The organism is Betaproteobacteria bacterium (assembly GCA_016194905.1).
In the GTDB taxonomy this organism is placed as follows: domain Bacteria; phylum Pseudomonadota; class Gammaproteobacteria; order Burkholderiales; family JACQAP01; genus JACQAP01.
This window is the reverse complement of sequence record JACQAP010000017.1, coordinates 54,016-74,544: the sequence shown is the minus strand read 5'-3', so window position 1 is coordinate 74,544 and position 20,529 is coordinate 54,016. Positions and strand designations below refer to the sequence as shown.

Here is a 20,529-nt window from a genome sequence, read left to right as displayed (position 1 = left end):
CATCGCTCAAAAAAATTCCGGGTTGCGCAGTCGCGAACCTTGGACTATAAGAGCGAACCGGCACGGCGGCTGATGCGTCGTTCCAAAACAAGAAAACCGGGGGAGCATCATGCATGATCTCGTGATTCGCGGCGGCACGCTCGTCGATGGCACCGGCTCGGGACGCCGCACAGCCGACGTCGCGGTCGACGGCGAATTCATCATTGCGGTCGGCGGAGACATCGGCCACGGACGCCGCGAAATCGATGCCAGGGGATTGCTGATTACGCCCGGCTTCGTCGACATCCACACGCATTACGATGGCCAGGCCACCTGGGACCCCTATCTGACGCCCTCGTCCTGGCATGGCGTGACCACAGTCGTGTTCGGCAACTGCGGCGTCGGCTTCGCGCCGGTGCGCAAAGGCGCCGCGCCCTATCTCATCAACCTGATGGAAGGCGTCGAGGACATCCCCGGCACCGTACTGGCCGAAGGCGTGAAGTTCGACTGGGAATCCTTTCCCGACTACCTCGATGCACTCGAAGCGGCGCCGAAGGTGATCGACGTCGGTGCACAGGTGCCGCATGCGGCGCTGCGGTTCTACGTCATGGGTGATCGCGGTACCGATCATGCCGCCCAACCGAAAGACGAAGAAATCGCAGAGATGGGGGAACTGCTCGAGCAGGCGTTGCGCGCCGGTGCGCTCGGCTTTACCACCTCGCGCACCATCAAGCATCGCGCCCGCGACGGACGCCTGACGCCGAGCCTGTCGGCGCGGGAACCCGAACTCTTCGGCCTTGCGGCGGCAATGAAACGCGCCGGCCGCGGTGTGATCGAAGTCAACTCCGATTTCGGTCCGGGCGAATTCGAAATATTGCGCGCAGCGGCGGAGATTTCCGGCCGGCTGCTGTCCGTGCTGCTGCTGCAGGTGAACAATGCACCCGACCTGTGGCGCGAGACCCGTGCGCAGATACACGCCGCCCGAGAAGCCGGCGTCGATGTGAATGGCCAGGTCGGCTGCCGCCCGATCGGCGTGATGATGGGCCTGGAAACCACCATCCATCCGTTTTCCACGCACCCCGCCTGGCTGGCACTGAATCATCTGACGCCGGCCCAGCGCGTCGAGCAATTGCAGCGCGATCCGGCTCTCCGGCGCAGGCTGGTCGAGGAACGGCCGGCAGACGAGCACACAAGGCGCATCGCCGATGCGCTTCACAGAATTTATGTCGTCGACGACACTTACGACTACGAACCGCATCCTTCCATCAGCATCGGAGCGCGGGCGCAGCCCGCGGGCACGAGCCCGTGGTCGCTGGCGCTCGAAGCGATGATGGAGCGAGACGGCAAACAGTTGCTGGTCGAAACCTTCGAGAACTACACCGAAGGCAGCCTCGACAACATCCGCGAGATGCTGGAGGATGAAGCAACCGTCATGGGCATCGCCGACGGCGGCGCCCACGTGTGCACGGTCTGCGATGCCAGTTCGCCCACCTTCCTGCTGACCCACTGGGCACGCGATCGCAAGCGCGGCGCGCAACTGCCGCTCGAATTCCTGGTGCGCAAGCAGACCCGGGATTGCGCCCTGGCCTACGGACTGAAGGATCGCGGCGTGCTCGCCGCCGGTTATCGGGCCGACCTCAATATCATCGACTTCGACAAGCTCGGCATGCGCAAGCACGAAGTCGTCTACGACCTGCCCGCGGGCGGGCGCCGGCTGATGCAGCGCGCGGACGGTTATCGCCATACTTTCGTTGCCGGCGTCGAAACGCTGTGCGACGACCGGCACACCGGCGCCATGCCCGGCAAACTGCTGCGCTGAGCGGACCATGGGCAAAGTCTTTCGCGTCGATTATCCGATCCGCTTTTCGCATTGTGATCCCGCGGGCCAGGTTTACTTTCCGCGCTTCTTCGATCTGCTGCACGACGCGATGGAGGACTGGTTCAACGTCGGGCTGCAGGAGCGTTTCTCCGACTTCCTGATGAAGCAGCAGCTCGGTACGCCGACGGTCGGCACGCAGTGCGACTTCCTCAGCCCGGCGCGTTTCGGCGACACGCTCGTCATCGAGCTGTCGATTCTCCGGCTCGGCAACAGCTCGATCGAACTCGGTTTCACTGCCAGCATCGACGGACGCGCCTGCCTGAAATGCCGCCATACCATCTGCATTTTCTCCAAGCAGACCTTGAAGGCCGTACCGATTCCGGAAACGCTGCGCATTCGCATGCAGGATTACGTGGTTGCGGCCAACTAACCCCCCGGGGGCCGCCGCCTTCGCGGCTATGACATGGAACTTTCCCATTCACGACCTGCCTTACGCGTATGACGATTCACGCATCGGATCGTTGCCATTCCGGTTGCGCTCCAAGCCGATTATTTTTCGAACGCCCACGCTTCGAGTCGGCGCATCGCCGGGGTGATTCACAAGAGGAGAATGCGATGAATACCGATATCTGGAAGATCACTGCCCTGACGCTGTTCCTCGCCCTTTTGCTGGCCGGCGCACCGATGTCGTTTGCCGCAGAGAGTCCGAGCGGCAAGACCACCGGCAAGGACGTTTCGCAAAAAATCGACGAGACAGCGCATGCGATCAAAAACTATTCCGCGGAGCAGCGCGACGAAGCATTGAAGAACGCGAAAAGCGTTCTCGCGGACGCCGATGCGCACATCGATCATTTCGAAAGCGAGATGAGCAGGAACTGGGACAAGATGAATGCGTCGGCGCGCAAGCATGCGCGGGAAACGATGAAGACGCTGCGCCAGCAGCGCCAGGATCTGTCCCAGAGCTACGGCGAGCTGAAGCGCGGTTCCGCAAACGCCTGGGATGAGGTAAAAGGCGGCTTCGCGAAGAGTTACGACGCGCTACGCGACTCCTTCTCGAAGGCGGCGAAGGAATTCTGAACTTCGGGCAGCAGGCGCGAAAAAAGCCCGGGAAACCGGGCTTTTTTCGTCCCCGTCCGCCACCGGATCCCTTTCGTCCAGCCAGCTTCCTCAAGCTATGCTAAAGTACGTGCATATGCACGTTCTTTCACCTCTTCATAAATGACCACCGCCACCACAACCGGTCGTCCGAAATCTGCGCGCGCCGCAATCGCCGCCGAGAGCGCTGCGGAAAACCCGCAACCGCTCGTCTGCACCGGGGCGCGGCTGCGTCGCCTTACGCGGCGCGTCACCGCGTTCTATGAGCACCACATGCGCGACAGCGGTCTCAAGCTTTCCCAGTATTCGCTGCTTGCGCAATTGTCCGAGGATCCGCAATCGTTGACCACGCTGGCCGACCGCATGGAAATCGATCGCACGACGCTGACCCGCAGCCTGCAACCGTTGCTGGAACAAGGCTGGGTTGCGGAGTCGTCGGGTACCGATGCGCGGCAGCGCCTGTTCGTGCGCACTGCAAGCGGGACCCGCACCCGCAACGCGGCACGCAAGTATTGGCGGCAGGCCCAACTCGCGCTCGAACAGCACCTTGGCCAGGGTTTCGTCGCCAACTTCCATGCGCGGCTCGATCAGGCCTTGTCGCGCCTCAAACCCGCTTTGCCGGAGGACAACTGATCATGACCACCCGCTCCGAGATTCGGGTTTCCTACTGGACCATTACGCTCGTTGCAGCGTTGCTGCTGATGGTGACCATGGGCACGCGCCAGTCGCAGGGATTGTTCCTGTCGCCGCTGAATACCACCACGGGGCTGGGCATCGCGACCATCAGCCTGGCCATGGCGATCGGCCAGTTTATTTGGGGGCTGACGCAGCCGATTGCCGGCGCGATTGCCGACCGTTACGGCGCCGGCCGGGTTCTCGCCGGCGGCGTGTTGTTGCTGGCCGCGGCTTATGCCGTCACGCCGTTCATGACTTCGACTTCGGGGTTGATCATTGCGCTGGGCGTCCTGATGGCGGCCGGCTCCGGTGCGGGCAGCTTCTCGGTGCTGATCGGGTCCGCCTCGCGCTACCTGCCGGCGGAAAAACGCGGACTCGGCTCGGGCATCATCAACGCCGGCGGCTCGTTCGGACAATTCGTATTCGCGCCGATCACGCAGCGGCTGATCGGCGGACTCGGCTGGATGGGCGCCATGTGGTCGCTGGCGGTTCTGACGCTGGCCGCACTGCCGCTGACCAGAGTATTGCGTCGCCGTCCGGACGCGGAGCCCGTCGCCAAACAGGCGTCGGCTACGCTGGCTTCGGCGCCCGATCACGGTTTACGCAAGACAGTGCGCAATGCATTCAAGGATTCGAGTTATCTGTTATTGCACGCCGGCTTCTTCACCTGTGGATTTCACATTGCGTTCCTGATCACGCATCTGCCGGGGGAAGTGCAGCTGTGCGGCCAACCGGCCCAGGTGGCAAGCTGGTCGCTGGCGATCATCGGCCTAGCGAACATCGTCGGCAGTCTGGTTGCCGGCTGGGGCACGCAGACTTATCGCAGCAAATACATCCTGTTCTGGATGTACGCATCGCGCGCGCTGCTGATTCTCATCTATCTCGCCGCGCCGAAAACCGCGCTGACCTTCTATCTGTTCGCCACGGGCCTGGGCCTGACCTGGCTGGCGACGGTGCCGCCGACCGCTGCAGTGGTCGGCAAATTGTTCGGCGGCCGTTATATCGGCACGCTGTTCGGCCTGACCCTGCTGTCGCATCAGATCGGCGGTTTTCTCGGCGCCTGGCTGGGCGGGCTGGCGATCACGAATCTCGGCGACTATACGATCATGTGGTATGCCGACGCGGCGCTCGCGGCGCTCGCGGCATTGTGCAATCTTCCGATCCGCGAAGCCCGCATCGCGCCAAAACTGCAGCCCGCCTGACCCGTCACGGTTGCGGGGAATCGCGTAACATGCCTCGTTGCCGCCGCAGTCGGCGGGCGCGATCCGGATTCTCTTCATGGCCGAACCAGGCAACTGGGCTTTTCCGAAGGGCGTGCAACCGCAGCAGGACGAGTTGCGGTTCGACCTCGACTCGGCACTGGACGCAGTCGTGCAGTTGCGCTCGGAAATCCCCGAAGACGCCTTTACTGCTTCGATCCTCGGCACCGAGCGGGCCGGCAACGGCGTTGTCATCCGCGACGACGGCCTCGTCCTCACCATTGGCTATCTCATTACCGAAGCCCGGAGCATCTGGCTGACGACCAATAGCGGCCTGGCGGTCGCGGGTTACCCGCTGGCTTACGACCAGGCCACCGGATTCGGACTGGTGCAGCCGCTCGGCCGTCTCGGCGTGTCTGCGCTGCCACGCGGCAGCGCAACCTCTTGCGCAATCGGAGACGACGTCATCGTCATCGGCCACGGCGGGCGCGCGCATGCATTGACAGCGAAGATCATCGCCAAACGCGAATTCGCCGGTTACTGGGAGTATGTGCTCGACGAAGCATTGTTCACCGCGCCAGCGCATCCGCAGTGGGGAGGCACGGCAGTACTGGGAGACGACGGCCGGCTGCTCGGCATCGGCTCGCTGCTCGTGGAAGAGGTACTCGACGGCAAGCAGGCGCAGGGCAACATGATCGTGCCGATCGACCTGCTCGAACCGATTCTGGACGACATGATGAAGCTGGGGCGCTCGAGCCGTGCGCCGCGTCCCTGGCTGGGAATGTATGCGACGGAGGCGAGCGGCCAGATCGTTGTCGGCGGACTGGCCAAGGACGGCCCGGCGCATCGCGCGGGCATACGCCAGGGCGACATGGTGCTCGAAGTCGCCGGCCAGCGTGTTTCATCGCTGGCGGATCTGTTCCGCAGAATCTGGCGGCTCGGTGCCGCCGGCACGGCAATTCCGCTGACGCTGGCTCGCGAAGGCTCGCTGCTCAACGTGCGTCTGCAATCGGTCGACCGCAACGACTTCCTGAAGAAGCCCTCGCTGCATTAGCCGAAGCCGAACTTCGCGGGGAGCCAGAGCGAGAACGCCGGCACGAACACGAGCACCAGCAGCGCAACGAACAGTACCGCGAGATACTTCGCCATCGGCCGCACCACGTCCTTCAGCTCGGTGCCGGTGATGGAGCAGGTCGCGAACAAACCCAGGCCGACCGGCGGGGAAAACAGCCCCAACCCCATCGCCACCACCATGACGGTACCGAAGTGCAGCGGGGAGACGCCGAGCTGCAGCGCGATCGGGGTCAGTAGCGGACCGAAAATGATCAGCGCCGGCGCGCCCTCGAGGATCGCGCCGAAGGCAATCATCAGCAGGGTCGAGGCAAGCACGAAACCGTCCGCACCGAAGCGGTGTCCCAGCTCCATCATGAATCCGGAGAGCTGCTGCGGGATCTGCTGGATGGTCAGCGCAAAGGACACGCTCGACGCCGCCGCCACGATGAAGAGAATGCTCCCGGCCATCGAGGCCGAGCGCACGAACAGACGCAATACGCTGCGCGCGCTCAGTTCGCGAAACGCCAATCCGCCCACGATCAGCGCGTAGGCGACCGCGAAGGCGGAGACTTCAGTGGAGGTCGCCATGCCGGATGTCACGCCTTTGCCTATCATCGCGATCATGACCAAGCCGACCAGCGCGCCGCCCACCAGAGGCACCAGCTGTCTGCGTTTTTCGAATGCCGCGGCGGGATCGATGCGCGAACCGAAGGCATAGGCGACCAGCGCGAGGGCCAGTGCCATGAACGCCGCCGGCACCAGGCCGGCAATGAACAACCCGCCGATGGAGATGTTGGCGACGAAGCCCATGATGATCATGTTGATGCATGGCGGGATGGTTTCCGCCATGACCGCCGAGGCGGCCAGCAGCCCCGCGGCATCGTTCGGGTCCTGCCGCGTGCGGCGTACCGCCGGCATGATGATCCCGCCAACGGCGGCGACGTCGGCGAGCTTCGACCCGGACACGCCAGAAAAAAAAGCAGTCGCGGTGATGATGATCAGGTTCAATCCGCCGCGCACGCGCCCCATCATGCGCAACAACAGTTCGATCAGCCGCGACGACATGCCGTTCGCCTCCATCAGCAGGCCGGCCAGCACGAAGAAGGGGATCGCCAGCAATACGAAGTGATCCATGCCCGACAATACCTGCTGCGAGTACACCAGCATCGGCAGCGAGGGATCGGCCAGAAAATAAAGCAAGGCGGAAAACGCGAGCGCGAACGCGATCGGCAGGCCGGCGACGATGCTCAGCACGAAGCCGACTGCAAGCAGCATCAGTGGCGTGATCGCCTGCGCGGGCACGGCCGCATTCCATGCCCAGACTGCAGCCGCGAGCGCCACCCCGAAGACCAGCGTCCCCCAAACGGAATTGCCCGGGCCTGCCAACGCACCGGCAATGCCGAACAGCAGCATGAGCGCACTGCCGATCACGACCGGGCCGATATAGATCCATTGCGGCAGTCCGATCGGCGTGGTCTGCCCGCGCGAATCTGCAAACAGCGCGCACGAGGACAGCAACAGCGCGATCGCCACCACGACGATGATCCAGTGGCAGAGCTGGATCAGCAGCGGACGCCAGGACGCGGGAAACAGATTGCGAAAGCTGTCGATGCCGACATGCTGCACACGCGCCAGCGTCGTCGCCGCACCGAGGAAAACCTGCATGCCCATCAGGGCGCGTGCGATTTCCTCCGCCCAATCCACCGGATCGTGCAGGAAATAACGCCAGACGACCGAGCACAACACCACGAGCACGTCGCTCGCCAGCACAACGGCGGCGAAAATTTCCGTCGCGACCAGCAGCCGGCCCAATGCACGATGTGCGGAACGCGGCTTGGCGAACTGAGAGACGTAGACGGCGTGATCTTTCATTCTTCGTCGCCCGCCCTCTTCTACCGCATCCTAGCGGGCGATCGCGACCGCCTGGAACAAGGGCCTGGTGGGGGGATACTGGTTCGCAAACGCGGGCCAGAGTTGCGCTTCCATCTGTTTGCGCAATGCGTCGCGCTCGGCTTTGGCCATGGGATGGAAAGCAATCCCCAACTTCCTGAGCTCCTCGAACGCCGCGCGCCCCTTCTCCGCCGCCTGTGCGCGTTGATACAGGCTAGCCTCCTGCGCCACCTGCAAAAAGGCCGGACGGATGTCCGCGGGAATCCTGTCGAGCCCGCGCTTGCCGATCACGGCGACCATAGGCGGGAACAGATGCTCGGTCAGGAAACAGTGCCGCGTAACCTCGTAGAGCTTGGTGGCGAGCACGGTCGAGGCGTCGTGTTCGAAGCCATCGACCACCCCCGTTTGCACCGCGGTGTAGAGTTCGTTGAACGGAATCGGCGTCGGCACCGCGCCCATCAGCTTGAAGGTGTCGATGAAGGCGCTCGTCGGCAACATACGCAGCTTCACGCCTTTCAGCTCCGCCAGTGATTTCACCGGCGCCTTGGTATAAACGCTGCGCGCCGCGAAATGCGATCCCCACCCCATGACCATGCAGCCGGTGCGGCCGTGCAGGATCGCAGCGAGGCTCGCGCCGACGCCGCCATCGAGCGCCCTGGCCATGTGCGCGTAGCTGTCGAACACATAGCCTAGGTCCAGCATGCCGAATTCCGGCGCGACGGTCGCCCAGATCGAGGAACCCGTCAGCATGATGTCGATCGATCCGACCTTGACCTGTTGCACCACATCGGCTTCCTTGCCGAGCTGGCTGTTCGGAAAAAAATCAGCCGCAATCCTGGAACCCACCGCGGATTTCAGGTTGGCGGCGAAGCGCTGGTACCAGATGTAATGCGCGGAATTCTGGTCGGCAGTGAGTGAGGAGGAGATGCGCAAGGCAATTGCACTCTGCGCGCGCGCACGCACCGGAATGCCCGCGGAAACAGACGCAGCCGCTACGGAAGCGACTGCAAGAAAGCGGCGACGCGATGCCGGTAGGGTCATGTTCTTTTCTCCGTGATGGACGGGTACTTCGTGCCTAGTGCCTAGTGCCTAGTGCCTAGTGCCTAGTATTGGATGGCCGTCGTTTCATTCTGGTTCGCGCCTCTCACTAGACACCAACCACTTCTCTTTCCTGTCCCCTGCTTTTGCCGAGCAGCATGAGCGCAATCGCCATGTTCACGACATTCCACGCGATGCCGTTGATGAACGCCACCCGGTACGAACCGGTCAGGTCGAAGATCACGCCGGACATCCAGCCGCCCAGCGCCATGCCCAGCATCGTTGCGGTGAGCACGATGCCGATGCGCGCGCCGGCCTCCTTCGGCGAAAAGTACTCGCGGATGATGATGGCGTAGGACGGCACGATGCCCCCCTGGAACAAGCCGAACAAGGCCGAGATTGCATATAGCGAAGCGAGCCCGTCGAACGGCAGGAACAGCAGCAGCGCGAAGCACTGCATGCTCGATCCGATCAGCAGCGTGCGCAGCCCGCCGATGCGGTCCGAAATCAAGCCGAAGACAAGGCGGCTGACGATGCCGCATCCGAGCAGCAGCGACAGCATCTGCGCGCCACGGGCGGCGCCGTATCCGAGGTCGCCGCAGTAGGCAACCAGGTGCACCTGCGGCATGGACATCGCGACGCAACAGCATACGCCGGCAACGATCAGCATGTTCTGCAATGCCTGCGGCGATAGTCCCAACGGACGGCTGCGCCTCGTCAGGTCGCGCGTATTCGTGGATTCGGCGTCGGGTTCCGTCGGCGCTCGCCTGCGCAGCGTGAGCACCAGCGGCAGCATGGTGGCCACGCAGAAGACCGAGATGCCGGACAAGGTCTGCCGCCATCCGCTCGTTTCGATGAAATGCTGCACGACCGGCGGCCACAGCGCTCCGGAGAGGTAGTTGCCGCTGGCAATGATGGCCACGGCAATGCCACGCCGGCGGGTGAACCAGTGCGACGTATCGGCGAGCAGCGGCGAGAAGGTCGCCGAACTGCCGAAGCCGATGAGCAGGCCGTGGGCGAGCGAGTATTGCCAGAGCGTCGAAGCCGATGCGGCGGCGGCGTACCCGAGCGCAAGACAGACGATGCCGACGATGACTGGCGGCAGGATTCCGAAACGATCGGACATCCGCCCCAGCACAATCCCGCCGACGCCGAAACCGAACATGGTCAATGTGTAGGGCAGCGAAGCATCCGCGCGCGCAACGCCGAACTCGGCCTGCACCGCCGGCAGTGCAACGACTACAGACCACATGCCGACGCCGCCGATGGTCGAAAGAAGCAGCGCCAGCACCAGCCGCGTCCACGCGTGAGTGGAATCCACCCCGCCATGCGTCGCGCCATTATTATTTTGTTGTTCGTTCCTCACCTTGAGGGATTGTGCCTGAAAAGCCGTGACGACGTGACGCGCGGGCATACCGGCTCCGCCATAATCGGGACGGTCGTGACGATGTGGCGGCGTGACGGTGTAAATAACCGGAAATTCAGGTGGATATGCCCCCTTGCCGGTTACTCCAAAACTCTGCGCACCAAATCTCGCGGTTCGTTTTATTCCACCGCGTCACGTCGTTACGACTATGGCGGAGCCGGTATGCCCGCACGTCACGCCGTCACGGCCTTTCTACACTACGTTACAAAACTCCTTCAACCGGATGCGCTCAAAAACGTTAGAGCACAAACCAGGTTCTTGTCTGGCTGAGGTTGGAAAAGGAGAGAGGTCATGAAGAAGATATCGATCGCCGTTGCGTCCATGATGGCGTTTTCCCAAGTAAACGCTCACGCATTTGAAGCATTGGCCAACGTGGTCGGGGTAGCGCCGATTACGGAACAGGTCAACCATCCGACACAACAGTGTTGGACTGAAACGCAGCAGGTCACCCAGGCTGTTCCGCAACAACGCAACTATCTCGGCGCCATCATCGGTGGCGTCGCCGGCGGTTTGCTTGGGGCCCAGGTTGGCCGCGGCAACGGCCGCGTGGCGGGCGCGGCGGTCGGTGCGGGCGTAGGCGCGGTCGCTGGCGACGCCGTCGCCAACCAGAACAGGTCCGACGGTACCGTCACCACGGCCACGCCGGTGCAGCGCTGCCGCCAGGTCGACAGTTTCCAGGCCGTGACCACCGGCTACATGGTGACGTACGAATACGACGGCCAGCGTTTCTCGACCCGGCTGCCCTACAACCCGGGTAACCAGTTGCGAGTGAACGTTGCCGTGACCCCGCGCTAAACCACGCCCCGGGAGACAGTCATGTCGTCCGATCGAACCGCGTCATCCACTCGAGTGTTGAGTGTACGGGCTGCGATCGCGGCCTTGCTTGCCCTGTCGTGCGTGGCGGGAATCCCTCGTCCCGTCCACGCCGACCAGGGTGGCCCTCGCGGACACGAGTTCCGCGAGCACGAATTCCACCGCGAGCAATTCCGCGATTCGCGCTACCACCACGATCACTACTATCCGCCACGCGGCTACCGGTTCAACGTGCTACCGCCGCATCCGCGCGTGATAGCGCACGGTGGACAGCAGTTCTATTTTTCGGGCGGAGTCTGGTATCGGCCGGTGCGCAATACTTTCATCGTAGTGCGTCCGCCGGTCGGCATCATCGTTCCGGTTCTGCCGCCGTTCTATACGCGGGTGTGGGTGGGACCTTATCCCTACTACTACGCCAATGACGTGTACTACGCGCGGGGTCCGCAGGGTTACACCGTGGTCGAACAACCGCCGGGCACGATCGCGATGACGCCACCGCCGGGCACCGTCGTTCCGCCCGACAACGCCGTCACCGAACTGGGTCCGGTCGATAACGGCGTTCAGCAAATGGCCCCTGCGCCAGCTGTCGGCACCGCGCCTCCCGCACCCGTCGCTCCTCCTCCAGCCGTGGCACAGTCCGGCGGCAACCAATTGTTCATTTATCCCCGCCAAGGGCAGAACGCCGATCAGCAGAACCGCGATCGCGGCGAATGCAACAGTTGGGCGGTGAGTCAGACCGGCCTCGATCCTGCCAACTCGGGCGGGCAGATGGATCCGGATTACCAGCGCGCGCTCAGCGCCTGCCTGGATGGGCGCGGCTATACGGTGAAGTAGCGCCGTCAGGACGAAGTTTTCGCAGAAGCAGCCAGGCCCGCGGCACGGGCCTTTGTTTTTGCCGGCCCCGGAGTGCGGGACCGGCGCCGCTCGGCGATAATACGCATCAAATGGAGGACCGTTGTCCGCATGGTGGCGATTTTCCTGCGTTCGTCACGATCCTCACGGGAGAAAAACAATGAAGCTCGAGAGAGCGGTGTGCATCGTCACCGGCTCGGCTACCGGCACCGGCGCGGCCTGCGCAATCCGGCTCGCAAAGAAGGGTTGCCGCGTCGTCGTCAACTACACCAAGAGTGAGAAAGACGCGAGGCAAACCGTCGACGCCTGCAAGACGGCCGGAGCCGAAGCCGTCATGGTCAAAGGCGACGTGGGCAACGACGCCGATTGCCGGTCCCTCGCCAAGGCCGCCCTCGACAAGTGGGGACGCATTGATGCGCTGATCAACAACGCCGGCATTACCAAGTTCGCCGCCGCTACCGATCTCGATGGCCTCGATGCGGAAGATTTCCAGCGCATTTACGCGGTAAACGTCATCGGCCCCTACCAGATGATCCGCGCCTGCGTACCGGCAATGAAGAAACAAGGCAGGGGCGCGATCGTCAACATTTCTTCCATCTCCGGCGTCATGGGCATCGGCTCGTCGACGGCCTATGTCGCATCCAAGGGTGCGCTGAACGCGATGACGCTCGCGCTCGCGCGTTCCCTCGCTCCGGAAATTCGAGTCAACGCGGTTTGTCCGGGACTGATCGAAACGCGCTGGCATCTCGACCGCTACAGCAAGGAGGAATACGTCAGGTTCAAGGCCAATTACGAGAAGACCGTGCCGCTCGCAAAGGCGGCAAGTCCCGACGACGTGGCCGAAGTCGCGGTCTGGCTGATCGAAGGCGCCGATCTGGTGACCGGCGAATCCATCCTCGTGGACGCCGGGTTGCATCTGGGCAAGTTCTGATGCGAATCGACCCGGGATCGGGCCCTCGTCTGCCGCAAGCGCGGCCTTCCACTTATCACCAAAGTAATAGGTCGTACCCCGAATGCGGAATTGCGGTACCCATGGCTTGTTGAGAACATGGCGCCCGGAAGAATGCCTTCTTCCGGGCCTCGCAACCGAGTCGACTGTGACGGCCGCGTTCCGTATCTGCCGGCAGGCAACGGTAGACCAATGACGTAGACTAACGACAAGGAGATTTGCATGCGTATATTGATTCCTGCGCTGGCAGCAGCCAGCATCCTGATGCTCTCGTTGCCGGGCTACTCGGCCGACGACGTGAAGTCAGGTGGCACTTCGACCAAGCCGGCCCGTGCTCTCGACGACGGTTCGGTGAAATCAAGTGGCGCTTCGACCAAGCCGGCCCGTGCTCTTGACGACGGCACGGTGAAGTCGAGTGGCAACACGAACAAGCCGGCCCGCGCCATCGACGAAGGTTCAGTGAAGTCGGCTGGAGCCTCGGACAAGCCTGGCCGTGCTGTGGACGACGGTTCGGTAAAGGCAGGCGGCGCTGCAACCAAACCGGCCCGCGCTGCGGACAGTGACAAGAAGGTCGCCAAGAAGAAAAAGAAGAAAGTAGAACCCCAGTAACTGAATCCGCACTAATCCGATTCAGGCGGGCAAACAAGAGAAGGCAGGGCGACCTGCCTTCTTTTTTGGATCTCTCCCGGCTGTCGGGCGGGTACAAGGCCGCATCATCGGCCTCCCGCGTCCGCGCGCAGCCTTCGCTTACTTGTCACAGCAGCCCCAGGCGCCGCGCCTCCTTGACCGCCTGAGTACGGTTGCGCGCGCCGAGGCGCCTGAACAACTCCTTCAAATGCTGCTTGATCGTCCCTTCCGTGACGCCCAGCATGTCGGCGATCCGCTTGTTGGGCATGCCCTCGGCCAGCAACGGAAGAATCTCCTGCTGTCGGGAGGTCAGGGGAGATGGTTTGTCGTCGCCCGCCGTGGATTTGGAGGCGGGAATGAACAATGCGTCGGGCAGGTAGATCTCGCCCTGCAGGATGCGTCGCAGGGCATCCATCAGCTGCTCGCTCCCGGCAAGCTTCGGAATGTAACCGCGGGCTCCGCCGTCGAGCAGCGTGTGGATGACGCGCGCATCGTTGACGCCGGAAACGATCGCAATCGGCAGATCCGGATAGCGTCGGCGGATGGCGTAGAAGCCTTCGAGTCCGTTCATGCCCGGCATCTCCAGGTCGAGCAGCAGCAGGTCGACCGGCGACTCCAGTGCCAGCTTGTCCAGTGTCGACCGAAAGTTGCTGGCCTCCAGCGGCACCACCTGGGCATCCAGCAGCCTGAGAAAAAATCCCAGCCCCTCGCGGAACATGGAATGGTCGTCGGCGTGCAGGATTTTCATGGCTTTCGCCTGGCCTTCGGTGCCGCCGGCAACGCAAAGAAAAACTCGTTGCCCCCATGCGTTCCGGCGCTGACGCCCACGTTGCCGCCCAGCTTCGAGACGATGCGCTGAACGGTGGCAAGCCCAAGACCATGCCCTGCGGCACGCTCCTGATGCAAGCGAGTGAACGGAATGAAGACGCGCTTGCGTTCCTGTTCCGACAGCGTCTGCCCGTTGTCGCGCACCCAGAAGCGCACATGCGAGCCTTGCGGCGTGCCGCCCAGCTCGATACCGGGTGGTGAACCGCCGTATTTGAGCGCATTGCTCAGCAAGTTCAGCCACACTTCTCCCACCCACGGTGCATAGCCTAACGCAAGCGGCCAAGCCTTCGGCAACTTGAGACTGGCGCGTGTGCGCGCCTGCAGGTCGGCGAGCTGGCTCAAGACCTGCTCGACCAGGGCACCCATCTCCAGCGGATGCAGTTCCACGCTCTGCTGCGCTACAGTCGACAGCAAAAGCAGGGCATCGACTGCATCACCCGTCATGGCCAACGCGCCGAACGCCTGCTGCACCAGATGCCGCTGCTCAGCGGTCAGGTCGTCGGATTTGAATTTATGCAGGATCTCCAGGAAGCGACTGGCGGCGGCCAGAGGCGTCTTCAGGCTGTGGGCAATGGTGTGGGCGTAGGCCTCCAGTTCCGCATTCTTCTGGGCCAGGTCCTCGCTCTTGGAAAGCAGTTCCTTTTGCAGACTGTGCAACTGCAGGTGGTGCTGGATCCGCGCCAGCAGCTCTTCGCGCTGAATCGGCTTGGTAATGTAATCCACGGCGCCGAGTCTGAAGCCCTCGACTTTGTGGGCGGTGTCGTCCAGCGCGGTCATGAAGATCACCGGAAGGGCAACGGTGCGCGCATTGTTCTTGAGCCGGCGGCAGACTTCGAAGCCGTCCATCTCCGGCATCGTCACGTCGAGCAGAACAAGGTCCGGCATTGCCAGTTCGATTTTCTCGAGTGCCTGCGCGCCGCTGCGAGTGAGCATCAGCTCGAAACCCTGTTCGGCGAGAAAGTCCGAAATCAGCCGCAGGTTCTGCGGCCTGTCGTCGACGATCAACAAAGTGGCCCCGCGACGTTCAGCCGTCAACGTCATCGCGACCTGTTCCAATGCAGTCCTCCAGCATCGCGACCAGACGCTCCTCCTCGAAGCCGCGAGCCAGCGCGTACAGGCGCCGGCCAAACGGGCCGTAACGTGCGTCCCGCTGCTCGAGTTCGAGCGCAATCTGCTCCACGCGCACCAACTTGCCCACGCGCGTCAGGTCGAGAAGTTCCTCGATCATGGCGCGGGGAGGGGCAATGGCATCGGTTTGCACGTCCCCGGTATCGGCGCCGGCCGCCACCCCCGCATCGGCGTAGCACCAGCTCAATGCAAGAGGACGCTGGATTGCGTCCAGCAGGTCCCTGGTCTGAAACGGTTTGCGCAGGCAGGTCACGAAAGTTTCCGGATCCGCTTCGGCACGTTCGAGGTCTGCACTGCTGGCGGAGGCGGCGACAATGAAAATGTTCTCCAGTCCGGGCGTACTGCGGATGGTGCGGGCCGCCTCCACGCCATCCATTCCCGGCATGCGCAGGTCCATCACGATCAGATGCGGGTGGTTTGCGCGGGCGCTCGCAACCGCTTCCTTTCCACCGCCGGCGAGCATCACGCCGAACCCCAGCGGTTCCAACAACTGTTGCAGCAGCCGGCGATTCTCTTCCTGGTCGTCCACGACCAGAATGGACCGGCGCGCCCCCCGATAGCCGACTACGGAATCGCTCGCCGGGATTGCATCCTGCCGTGCCTGAACCACGGGCAGTTTCACGGTGAAACGGAATTGACTGCCGCGCCCCGGCCGGCTGTCGACTCCGACATCGCCCCCCATCAGGCGCGCGAGCTCACGAGTGATGGCAAGCCCGAGCCCGACACCCGACTCCTGCTTTTGCCCCTCTTCCGCCTGCTCGAATGGCGCGAAGATGCGGGTCGTGTCCTTTGCCGAAATGCCGACGCCGGTGTCCTGCACCGACACGCGCAACTCGACTTTTCCGCTTTCCGCCGGCACACACTGCACGCCCAGCGTCACACCTCCCGAATCGGTGAACTTGATCGCGTTACCAAGCAGGTTGAGCAAAATCTGGCGCAGGCGTTTGCCGTCCGCCTCGACCATTTCCGGCAGGCCGGTGGGTGCGTCCAGAACAAAATCCAGTCCTTTCCTGTGCGCCTCGACCCGGACCATCGCCGCGATTTCCTCGAGCAACGCAGTGAGTTGAAGCGGTGCCGGATTCAGCTCCAGATGACCGGAGCGGATGCGGGACAGATCGAGCAGATCGTTGATCAGCGAGAGCAGGTAGCGGCCGCTGGTGGCGATCGTGGAAAGCGCCTCCTGGCGCGACGGTTCGGGCAGGGCGCCTCCGCGCACCAGGTCGGCGTAGCCGAGGATGGCATGCAGCGGCGTGCGCAACTCATGGCTCATGTTGGCGAGGAACTGATCCTTTGACCGGTTCGCGGCTTCCGCTTCGGCACGCGCGGCAAGAAGGGCTTTGCGCTGTGTGCTGAGCTGACGGATGTAGAACACCCCCGCCAGCAGAATTGCCGAGAACACCGCCACGGAAGTCCAGATGGCGCGGTAGTCGACCTTGTCTTCATAGCGAACAGACAGCCACTTCTGTGAAATCTCCCGCTGCTCCTCGTGGCTGATGGTAACCAGCACCTTGTCCAGGATGCCCACCAGTTCCGGCCAGTCCTTGCGTACGCCGACGGAGAAACCCAGCGGCTGCAGCGCTTTCTCGACCGCGGTGGCAATTTTCAGATTGCTGATCTGTCGATATCTGATCATGTACACGATCGGGAAAATGTCGTCCACCAGCCCGTCCGTTTTTCCGGTCGATACAGCCATCAGGCCGTCCAGCAGGTTGGAATAGGCCGTCACGTTGAAGTTCGGATACACCCTCGCCGTGAGTTGTTTCGAAGAGTGTCCCTCGACGACCGCGACCCGGTTTTCCTGGAAATCCTTCAGGCCGGAAACGAAACTGTAGTCATCGCGGGTGACGATGACGTTGACGTAGCGCAGGTAGGGCTTGGTGAAATTGAGGAACTCCTCCCGGTCCGCCGAACTCGCCACCGCGAGGACGACGTCGAGTTCCTTTTTTCGAAGCTTGTATTCCACGGTTCCGAAGTCCGGGAGCTGGGTCACCTGAAAACGGGTTCCGAGCTTGTAGCGGATGATGTCGAGATAGTCGGCGACGACTCCGACGAAATGCCCGCGGCTGTCCTGGAATTCGTAGGGCGCATAATTAGTCTCGGCACCGATGCGAATGACCGGATGCGCCGCCAGCCATTTTTTTTCCCCCGGCGTGAGATCGACAAACAGCGGCGCACTGGTCGGCTCCGCCGCCGCAATGGCGGATAAGGCGAGGCCGCCCGCCGCAAGGCAGGCTGCCGCAACCGGGGCAATCAACCGGCGCTTGCGCGCCCACAACGCTCTCACTGACACCTCTTCCTTCGAAACCACCGTGCCTGAGCGAACAGGACGGCGGTCGATGCCCGGCAACAATGGCATCCGGCTTCCCGCCAGCAGTATGTTATGGAACCGATGCACAGAGCTTTTTCCCGTCCCGGCATCCTCTGCCTCTTACACCCACATCATGCGGAATTGTCTGCCAGTTTCATCCCCTCTGGAAGGCCGGCGATCCAGTCAAGCCCATCGGGACGTTCTAGAATGCACGAGTTCTTCGCCCGCGGCCCGACTGACGACATGAGAATCCAGCTTTTCTCGGATTTGCACCTGGAGCATTCGCACCGGCATCCGCCGTTCGTGCTGCCGGCCATCAGCGCTGAGGTGGTGGTGTTGGCGGGCGACATCGACAACGGCACGCGGGCCATCGACTGGGCCGAGAAAACCTTTCCGGACCGGACTGTGCTTTACGTTCCGGGCAACCACGAGTACTACGACGCCGAACTTCAGGCGGCCGCCGCGGCATTGAAAGCGCGAGCCCAACGCAGCGCGAACGTACAGGTGCTGGACAACGACGAACTGACCATCGACGGCGTGCGCTTTCTCGGCAGCACGCTATGGACCGACTTCGAATTGTTCGGCCGGGAGAAGATGGAACCGGTCATCGCCGAGTCGCTGAAACATGTGGTGGACTTCCGCAAAATCCGCATGGGAGGCGGATGGCTTACGCCGCAACAGACAATCGAACTGCATCGAGTCGCCGTATCCTTCCTGCGGGACAGGCTGGAAAAGCCCTTTGCGGGAAAGACTGTGGTTGTCACCCACCATGCGCCTCATCCGAACAGCGTCCATCCGCGATGGGCCGGCAGCCTCGCCAATGCCGCGTTCGTATCGGACCTGACCCGGCTGATGGGAAAGTCAGCCCTGTGGTTTCACGGCCACACTCACGACAGCTTCGACTTCGCCGTCCATGGCACACGTGTGCTCGCCAACCCGATGGGTTACAGGACATCAAACTGGCGCGAACAGCGGGCTGCGGACACGCGGCTGCAGGTGACCACCGAGAACAGGTGGTTCGATCCGACGCTGGTCGTCGAGATCTGAAACCGCCTGAATTCCATTGAGAGGTGTGTTCTCGGCGTTGTTACGGCGCCCCATCATTTTCTATCTTCCGATAAGAATCCTTACCAGCTCCGGATCGCTGACCGATGCCGTCAGCAATTCTTTCGTCAGGATGGACTGGAAGCTCTGCGTCTTATCGATCATGCTGCGCGCTACGTCGGCCTGGAGGAAACGGGCGAGATGTTCCAGTTCCGCAGTGGAGAAAGTCTGCGCCATGCTGCGCGAAATGACGCCGCGCAGCGATGCCATGACAGCCGGGTCGGACAAGGCGGCCACCGCGCGCTTGTGCTGTTCGGCGGGCAGGGAATTGAGCGATTCATAGAGCTGGCGCGTCGCGATCAGGCGATAAGCCGGAAGCTCGAACAGGTGGTTGGCGGCATCCAGCCTGTTGCCCGGCGTATCCACCGTGGGCGCGGCACTGGCGAGTGCCGATACAAACATGGAGCCGGCAATAAAAAGCGTGCGAATCATGGAGCCTCCTTCCGCAAAAAAGCGGGATGTGCCGGTTTGGCAACTGCGCCACGGCGAAGTTCTGGCGCGCCCGCCGTGACGGCCGGATCGCCGTAATTCAGCGCATGACTTTTTTGAGCGTATGCCGCCGGGCGCGAATGTAAGGGCGAATTTCCTTCGGCCAGCGCCCCTGGTCCACGGCCTTTTCCCAGGCGTCGCTTAGCAGCACTTCAGCGCTTTCGAGCTCGTAGATGGCACTGTATTTCGGCTCGCCTTCCGCGACCAGCGGCTTTTTTTGTCCGTCTATCCTCATGGACGCACCCGGTTCGGACGTCACGCGGGTTGCCGACAGCACCCCCGGCACCTTGAGCAGGAATGGCACGTGCTCTGCGTCGTAGATTTCGTTGAAGAGAGCTTCCTTGGCGGGATCGATGTCGAGACTGGCGGTGAAGACGTACCTGGCTTTCGGATGCATGACTTGTCCTCCGGAATAGTGTCGGGCGCGATCGACGCACACCCGGTCCGGCGATGTTAGCAGCCCGCCCACCGTTTGGCGGAAATCGTTCGATGGCGCGACAGGCCGTGACATGGCGATAATGCAGGAAACGCGACGATCCGGCAGCCTGGCCGGGCATCGGCGCCCGGATTCGACAACGCGGATATTCGGAGGTTGTGATGAAACTTGTTTCTCTCGTGTTCGGCTTTTTTTTCGCCGCGCTTGCCAGTGGCCATGCGTCGGCAGCCGATCGTTACAGGATAGACCCCGACCACACGTTTGCGCATTTCGCCGTCGTGCATACCGGCGTTTCCTCCGTGCGCGGCCGAATGGGCGTCATCAAGGGAAGCGCGACACTGGATGCAGACAAACAGACCGCGGAAGTCACCGTGGACCTCGATCCGCGCTCGATCGATACCGGTGTAAAAAAACTCGATGCCGTGCTCAGCGACGAAATGTTCTTCAACGTCGCCAGGTACAAGACGGCCCGCTTCGCCGGCCGCGCCGTGAAGTTCAGGGACGGCGTGCCGTCGGAATTCGACGGCGAACTGACGATTCATGGCGTGACCAAACCGGTGTATCTGACCGCCGATCACTTCGTCTGCAAGCAGGTCAAGATCATGGTGCTGGATCGCTTCGTCTGCGGCGGCGACCTCCAGACGACTTTGAAGCGGTCGGATTTCGGGCTGGACAAATATTCGTCGATGGTCAGCGACGACGTGCGGCTCGTGATATCGGTCGAGGCGATCCGGGAAGATAAATGAATCGGTGACTGGCAACTGGTGACTAGTAATTGGTGGCGAATGCCCAGTGCCTCGAGCCTTTACGATTGACCCGCG

At 62.6% G+C, this 20,529-nt stretch carries 20 protein-coding genes; 12 read left to right on the top strand and 8 right to left on the bottom strand.

Going from position 1 to position 20,529, the window contains the following annotated elements:
- The first annotated feature begins 109 nt into the window (after positions 1 to 109).
- The 6 genes from HY067_10755 to HY067_10730 all read left to right on the top strand — a co-directional run bounded on the left by HY067_10755 (position 110) and on the right by HY067_10730 (position 5,821).
- On the top strand, positions 110 to 1,798 hold the full coding sequence (locus HY067_10755; GenBank protein ID MBI3528436.1) for an amidohydrolase family protein: 1,689 nt from the start codon (positions 110 to 112) through the stop codon (positions 1,796 to 1,798).
- Between the two features lie 7 nt (positions 1,799 to 1,805).
- Positions 1,806 to 2,228, top strand: coding sequence for an acyl-CoA thioesterase (locus HY067_10750; GenBank protein ID MBI3528435.1), 423 nt, complete (start codon positions 1,806 to 1,808; stop codon positions 2,226 to 2,228).
- 185 nt (positions 2,229 to 2,413) lie between these two features.
- On the top strand, positions 2,414 to 2,875 hold the full coding sequence (locus HY067_10745; GenBank protein MBI3528434.1) for a hypothetical protein: 462 nt from the start codon (positions 2,414 to 2,416) through the stop codon (positions 2,873 to 2,875).
- Between the two features lie 141 nt (positions 2,876 to 3,016).
- Complete coding sequence (locus HY067_10740) at positions 3,017 to 3,526, top strand: winged helix-turn-helix transcriptional regulator (GenBank protein MBI3528433.1); 510 nt, start codon at positions 3,017 to 3,019, stop codon at positions 3,524 to 3,526.
- 2 nt (positions 3,527 to 3,528) lie between these two features.
- Entirely contained in the window at positions 3,529 to 4,770 is a 1,242-nt protein-coding gene (locus HY067_10735) for an MFS transporter (GenBank protein ID MBI3528432.1), read from the top strand.
- A gap of 76 nt (positions 4,771 to 4,846) precedes the next feature.
- Positions 4,847 to 5,821: a serine protease gene (locus HY067_10730; GenBank protein MBI3528431.1), complete on the top strand. Its 975-nt coding sequence runs from the start codon at positions 4,847 to 4,849 to the stop codon at positions 5,819 to 5,821.
- Here HY067_10730 and HY067_10725 read toward each other — a convergent pair.
- The 3 genes from HY067_10725 to HY067_10715 form a co-directional block, all read right to left on the bottom strand.
- On the bottom strand, positions 5,818 to 7,692 hold the full coding sequence (locus HY067_10725) for a TRAP transporter large permease subunit (GenBank protein MBI3528430.1): 1,875 nt from the start codon (positions 7,690 to 7,692) through the stop codon (positions 5,818 to 5,820). The genes HY067_10730 and HY067_10725 overlap by 4 nt on opposite strands.
- A gap of 30 nt (positions 7,693 to 7,722) precedes the next feature.
- On the bottom strand, positions 7,723 to 8,751 hold the full coding sequence (locus HY067_10720) for a TRAP transporter substrate-binding protein (GenBank protein ID MBI3528429.1): 1,029 nt from the start codon (positions 8,749 to 8,751) through the stop codon (positions 7,723 to 7,725).
- Between the two features lie 106 nt (positions 8,752 to 8,857).
- Complete coding sequence (locus HY067_10715; GenBank protein MBI3528428.1) at positions 8,858 to 10,162, bottom strand: MFS transporter; 1,305 nt, start codon at positions 10,160 to 10,162, stop codon at positions 8,858 to 8,860.
- A gap of 303 nt (positions 10,163 to 10,465) precedes the next feature.
- On the opposite strand from HY067_10715, the gene HY067_10710 reads away from it, so the two are divergent.
- From HY067_10710 to HY067_10695, 4 genes are all read left to right on the top strand, one after another.
- Complete coding sequence (locus HY067_10710; GenBank protein MBI3528427.1) at positions 10,466 to 10,969, top strand: glycine zipper 2TM domain-containing protein; 504 nt, start codon at positions 10,466 to 10,468, stop codon at positions 10,967 to 10,969.
- 21 nt (positions 10,970 to 10,990) lie between these two features.
- Positions 10,991 to 11,821, top strand: coding sequence for a hypothetical protein (locus HY067_10705; protein MBI3528426.1), 831 nt, complete (start codon positions 10,991 to 10,993; stop codon positions 11,819 to 11,821).
- A 178-nt stretch (positions 11,822 to 11,999) separates the two neighbouring features.
- A complete protein-coding gene (locus HY067_10700) occupies positions 12,000 to 12,770 on the top strand; it encodes an SDR family oxidoreductase (GenBank protein ID MBI3528425.1) in 771 nt (256 codons plus the stop codon).
- 240 nt (positions 12,771 to 13,010) lie between these two features.
- Positions 13,011 to 13,397, top strand: coding sequence for a hypothetical protein (locus tag HY067_10695; GenBank protein MBI3528424.1), 387 nt, complete (start codon positions 13,011 to 13,013; stop codon positions 13,395 to 13,397).
- Positions 13,398 to 13,542: 145 nt separating this feature from the next.
- Here the strand turns inward: HY067_10695 and HY067_10690 are convergent, their stop codons facing one another.
- The 3 genes from HY067_10690 to HY067_10680 are packed head-to-tail and all read right to left on the bottom strand — an operon-like array spanning position 13,543 to position 17,655.
- On the bottom strand, positions 13,543 to 14,163 hold the full coding sequence (locus tag HY067_10690; protein ID MBI3528423.1) for a response regulator transcription factor: 621 nt from the start codon (positions 14,161 to 14,163) through the stop codon (positions 13,543 to 13,545).
- Positions 14,160 to 15,299, bottom strand: a complete 1,140-nt coding sequence (locus HY067_10685) for a response regulator (protein ID MBI3528422.1) — start codon at positions 15,297 to 15,299, stop codon at positions 14,160 to 14,162. The genes HY067_10690 and HY067_10685 overlap by 4 nt, the downstream gene beginning before the upstream one ends.
- A complete protein-coding gene (locus tag HY067_10680; GenBank protein MBI3528421.1) occupies positions 15,268 to 17,655 on the bottom strand; it encodes a transporter substrate-binding domain-containing protein in 2,388 nt (795 codons plus the stop codon). Before HY067_10680 ends, HY067_10685 begins: the two co-directional genes overlap by 32 nt.
- 267 nt (positions 17,656 to 17,922) lie before the next feature.
- On the opposite strand from HY067_10680, the gene HY067_10675 reads away from it, so the two are divergent.
- Positions 17,923 to 18,726 (top strand): metallophosphoesterase family protein, encoded by an 804-nt coding sequence (locus HY067_10675; GenBank protein ID MBI3528420.1) that lies wholly within the window; start codon positions 17,923 to 17,925, stop codon positions 18,724 to 18,726.
- 60 nt (positions 18,727 to 18,786) lie between these two features.
- On the opposite strand, the gene HY067_10670 is transcribed toward HY067_10675, so the two are convergent.
- The gene (locus HY067_10670; protein ID MBI3528419.1) at positions 18,787 to 19,215 is read right to left on the bottom strand and encodes a hypothetical protein; all 429 of its coding nucleotides are present in this window, start codon (positions 19,213 to 19,215) and stop codon (positions 18,787 to 18,789) included.
- 97 nt (positions 19,216 to 19,312) lie between these two features.
- Positions 19,313 to 19,669 (bottom strand): hypothetical protein, encoded by a 357-nt coding sequence (locus HY067_10665; protein ID MBI3528418.1) that lies wholly within the window; start codon positions 19,667 to 19,669, stop codon positions 19,313 to 19,315.
- Positions 19,670 to 19,869: 200 nt separating this feature from the next.
- Between HY067_10665 and HY067_10660 the strand changes: the two genes are divergently transcribed.
- Positions 19,870 to 20,454 carry a YceI family protein gene (locus HY067_10660; protein ID MBI3528417.1) on the top strand — a complete coding sequence of 195 codons (585 nt, stop codon included), beginning with the start codon at positions 19,870 to 19,872 and terminating at the stop codon, positions 20,452 to 20,454.
- Positions 20,455 to 20,529: the final 75 nt, after the last annotated feature.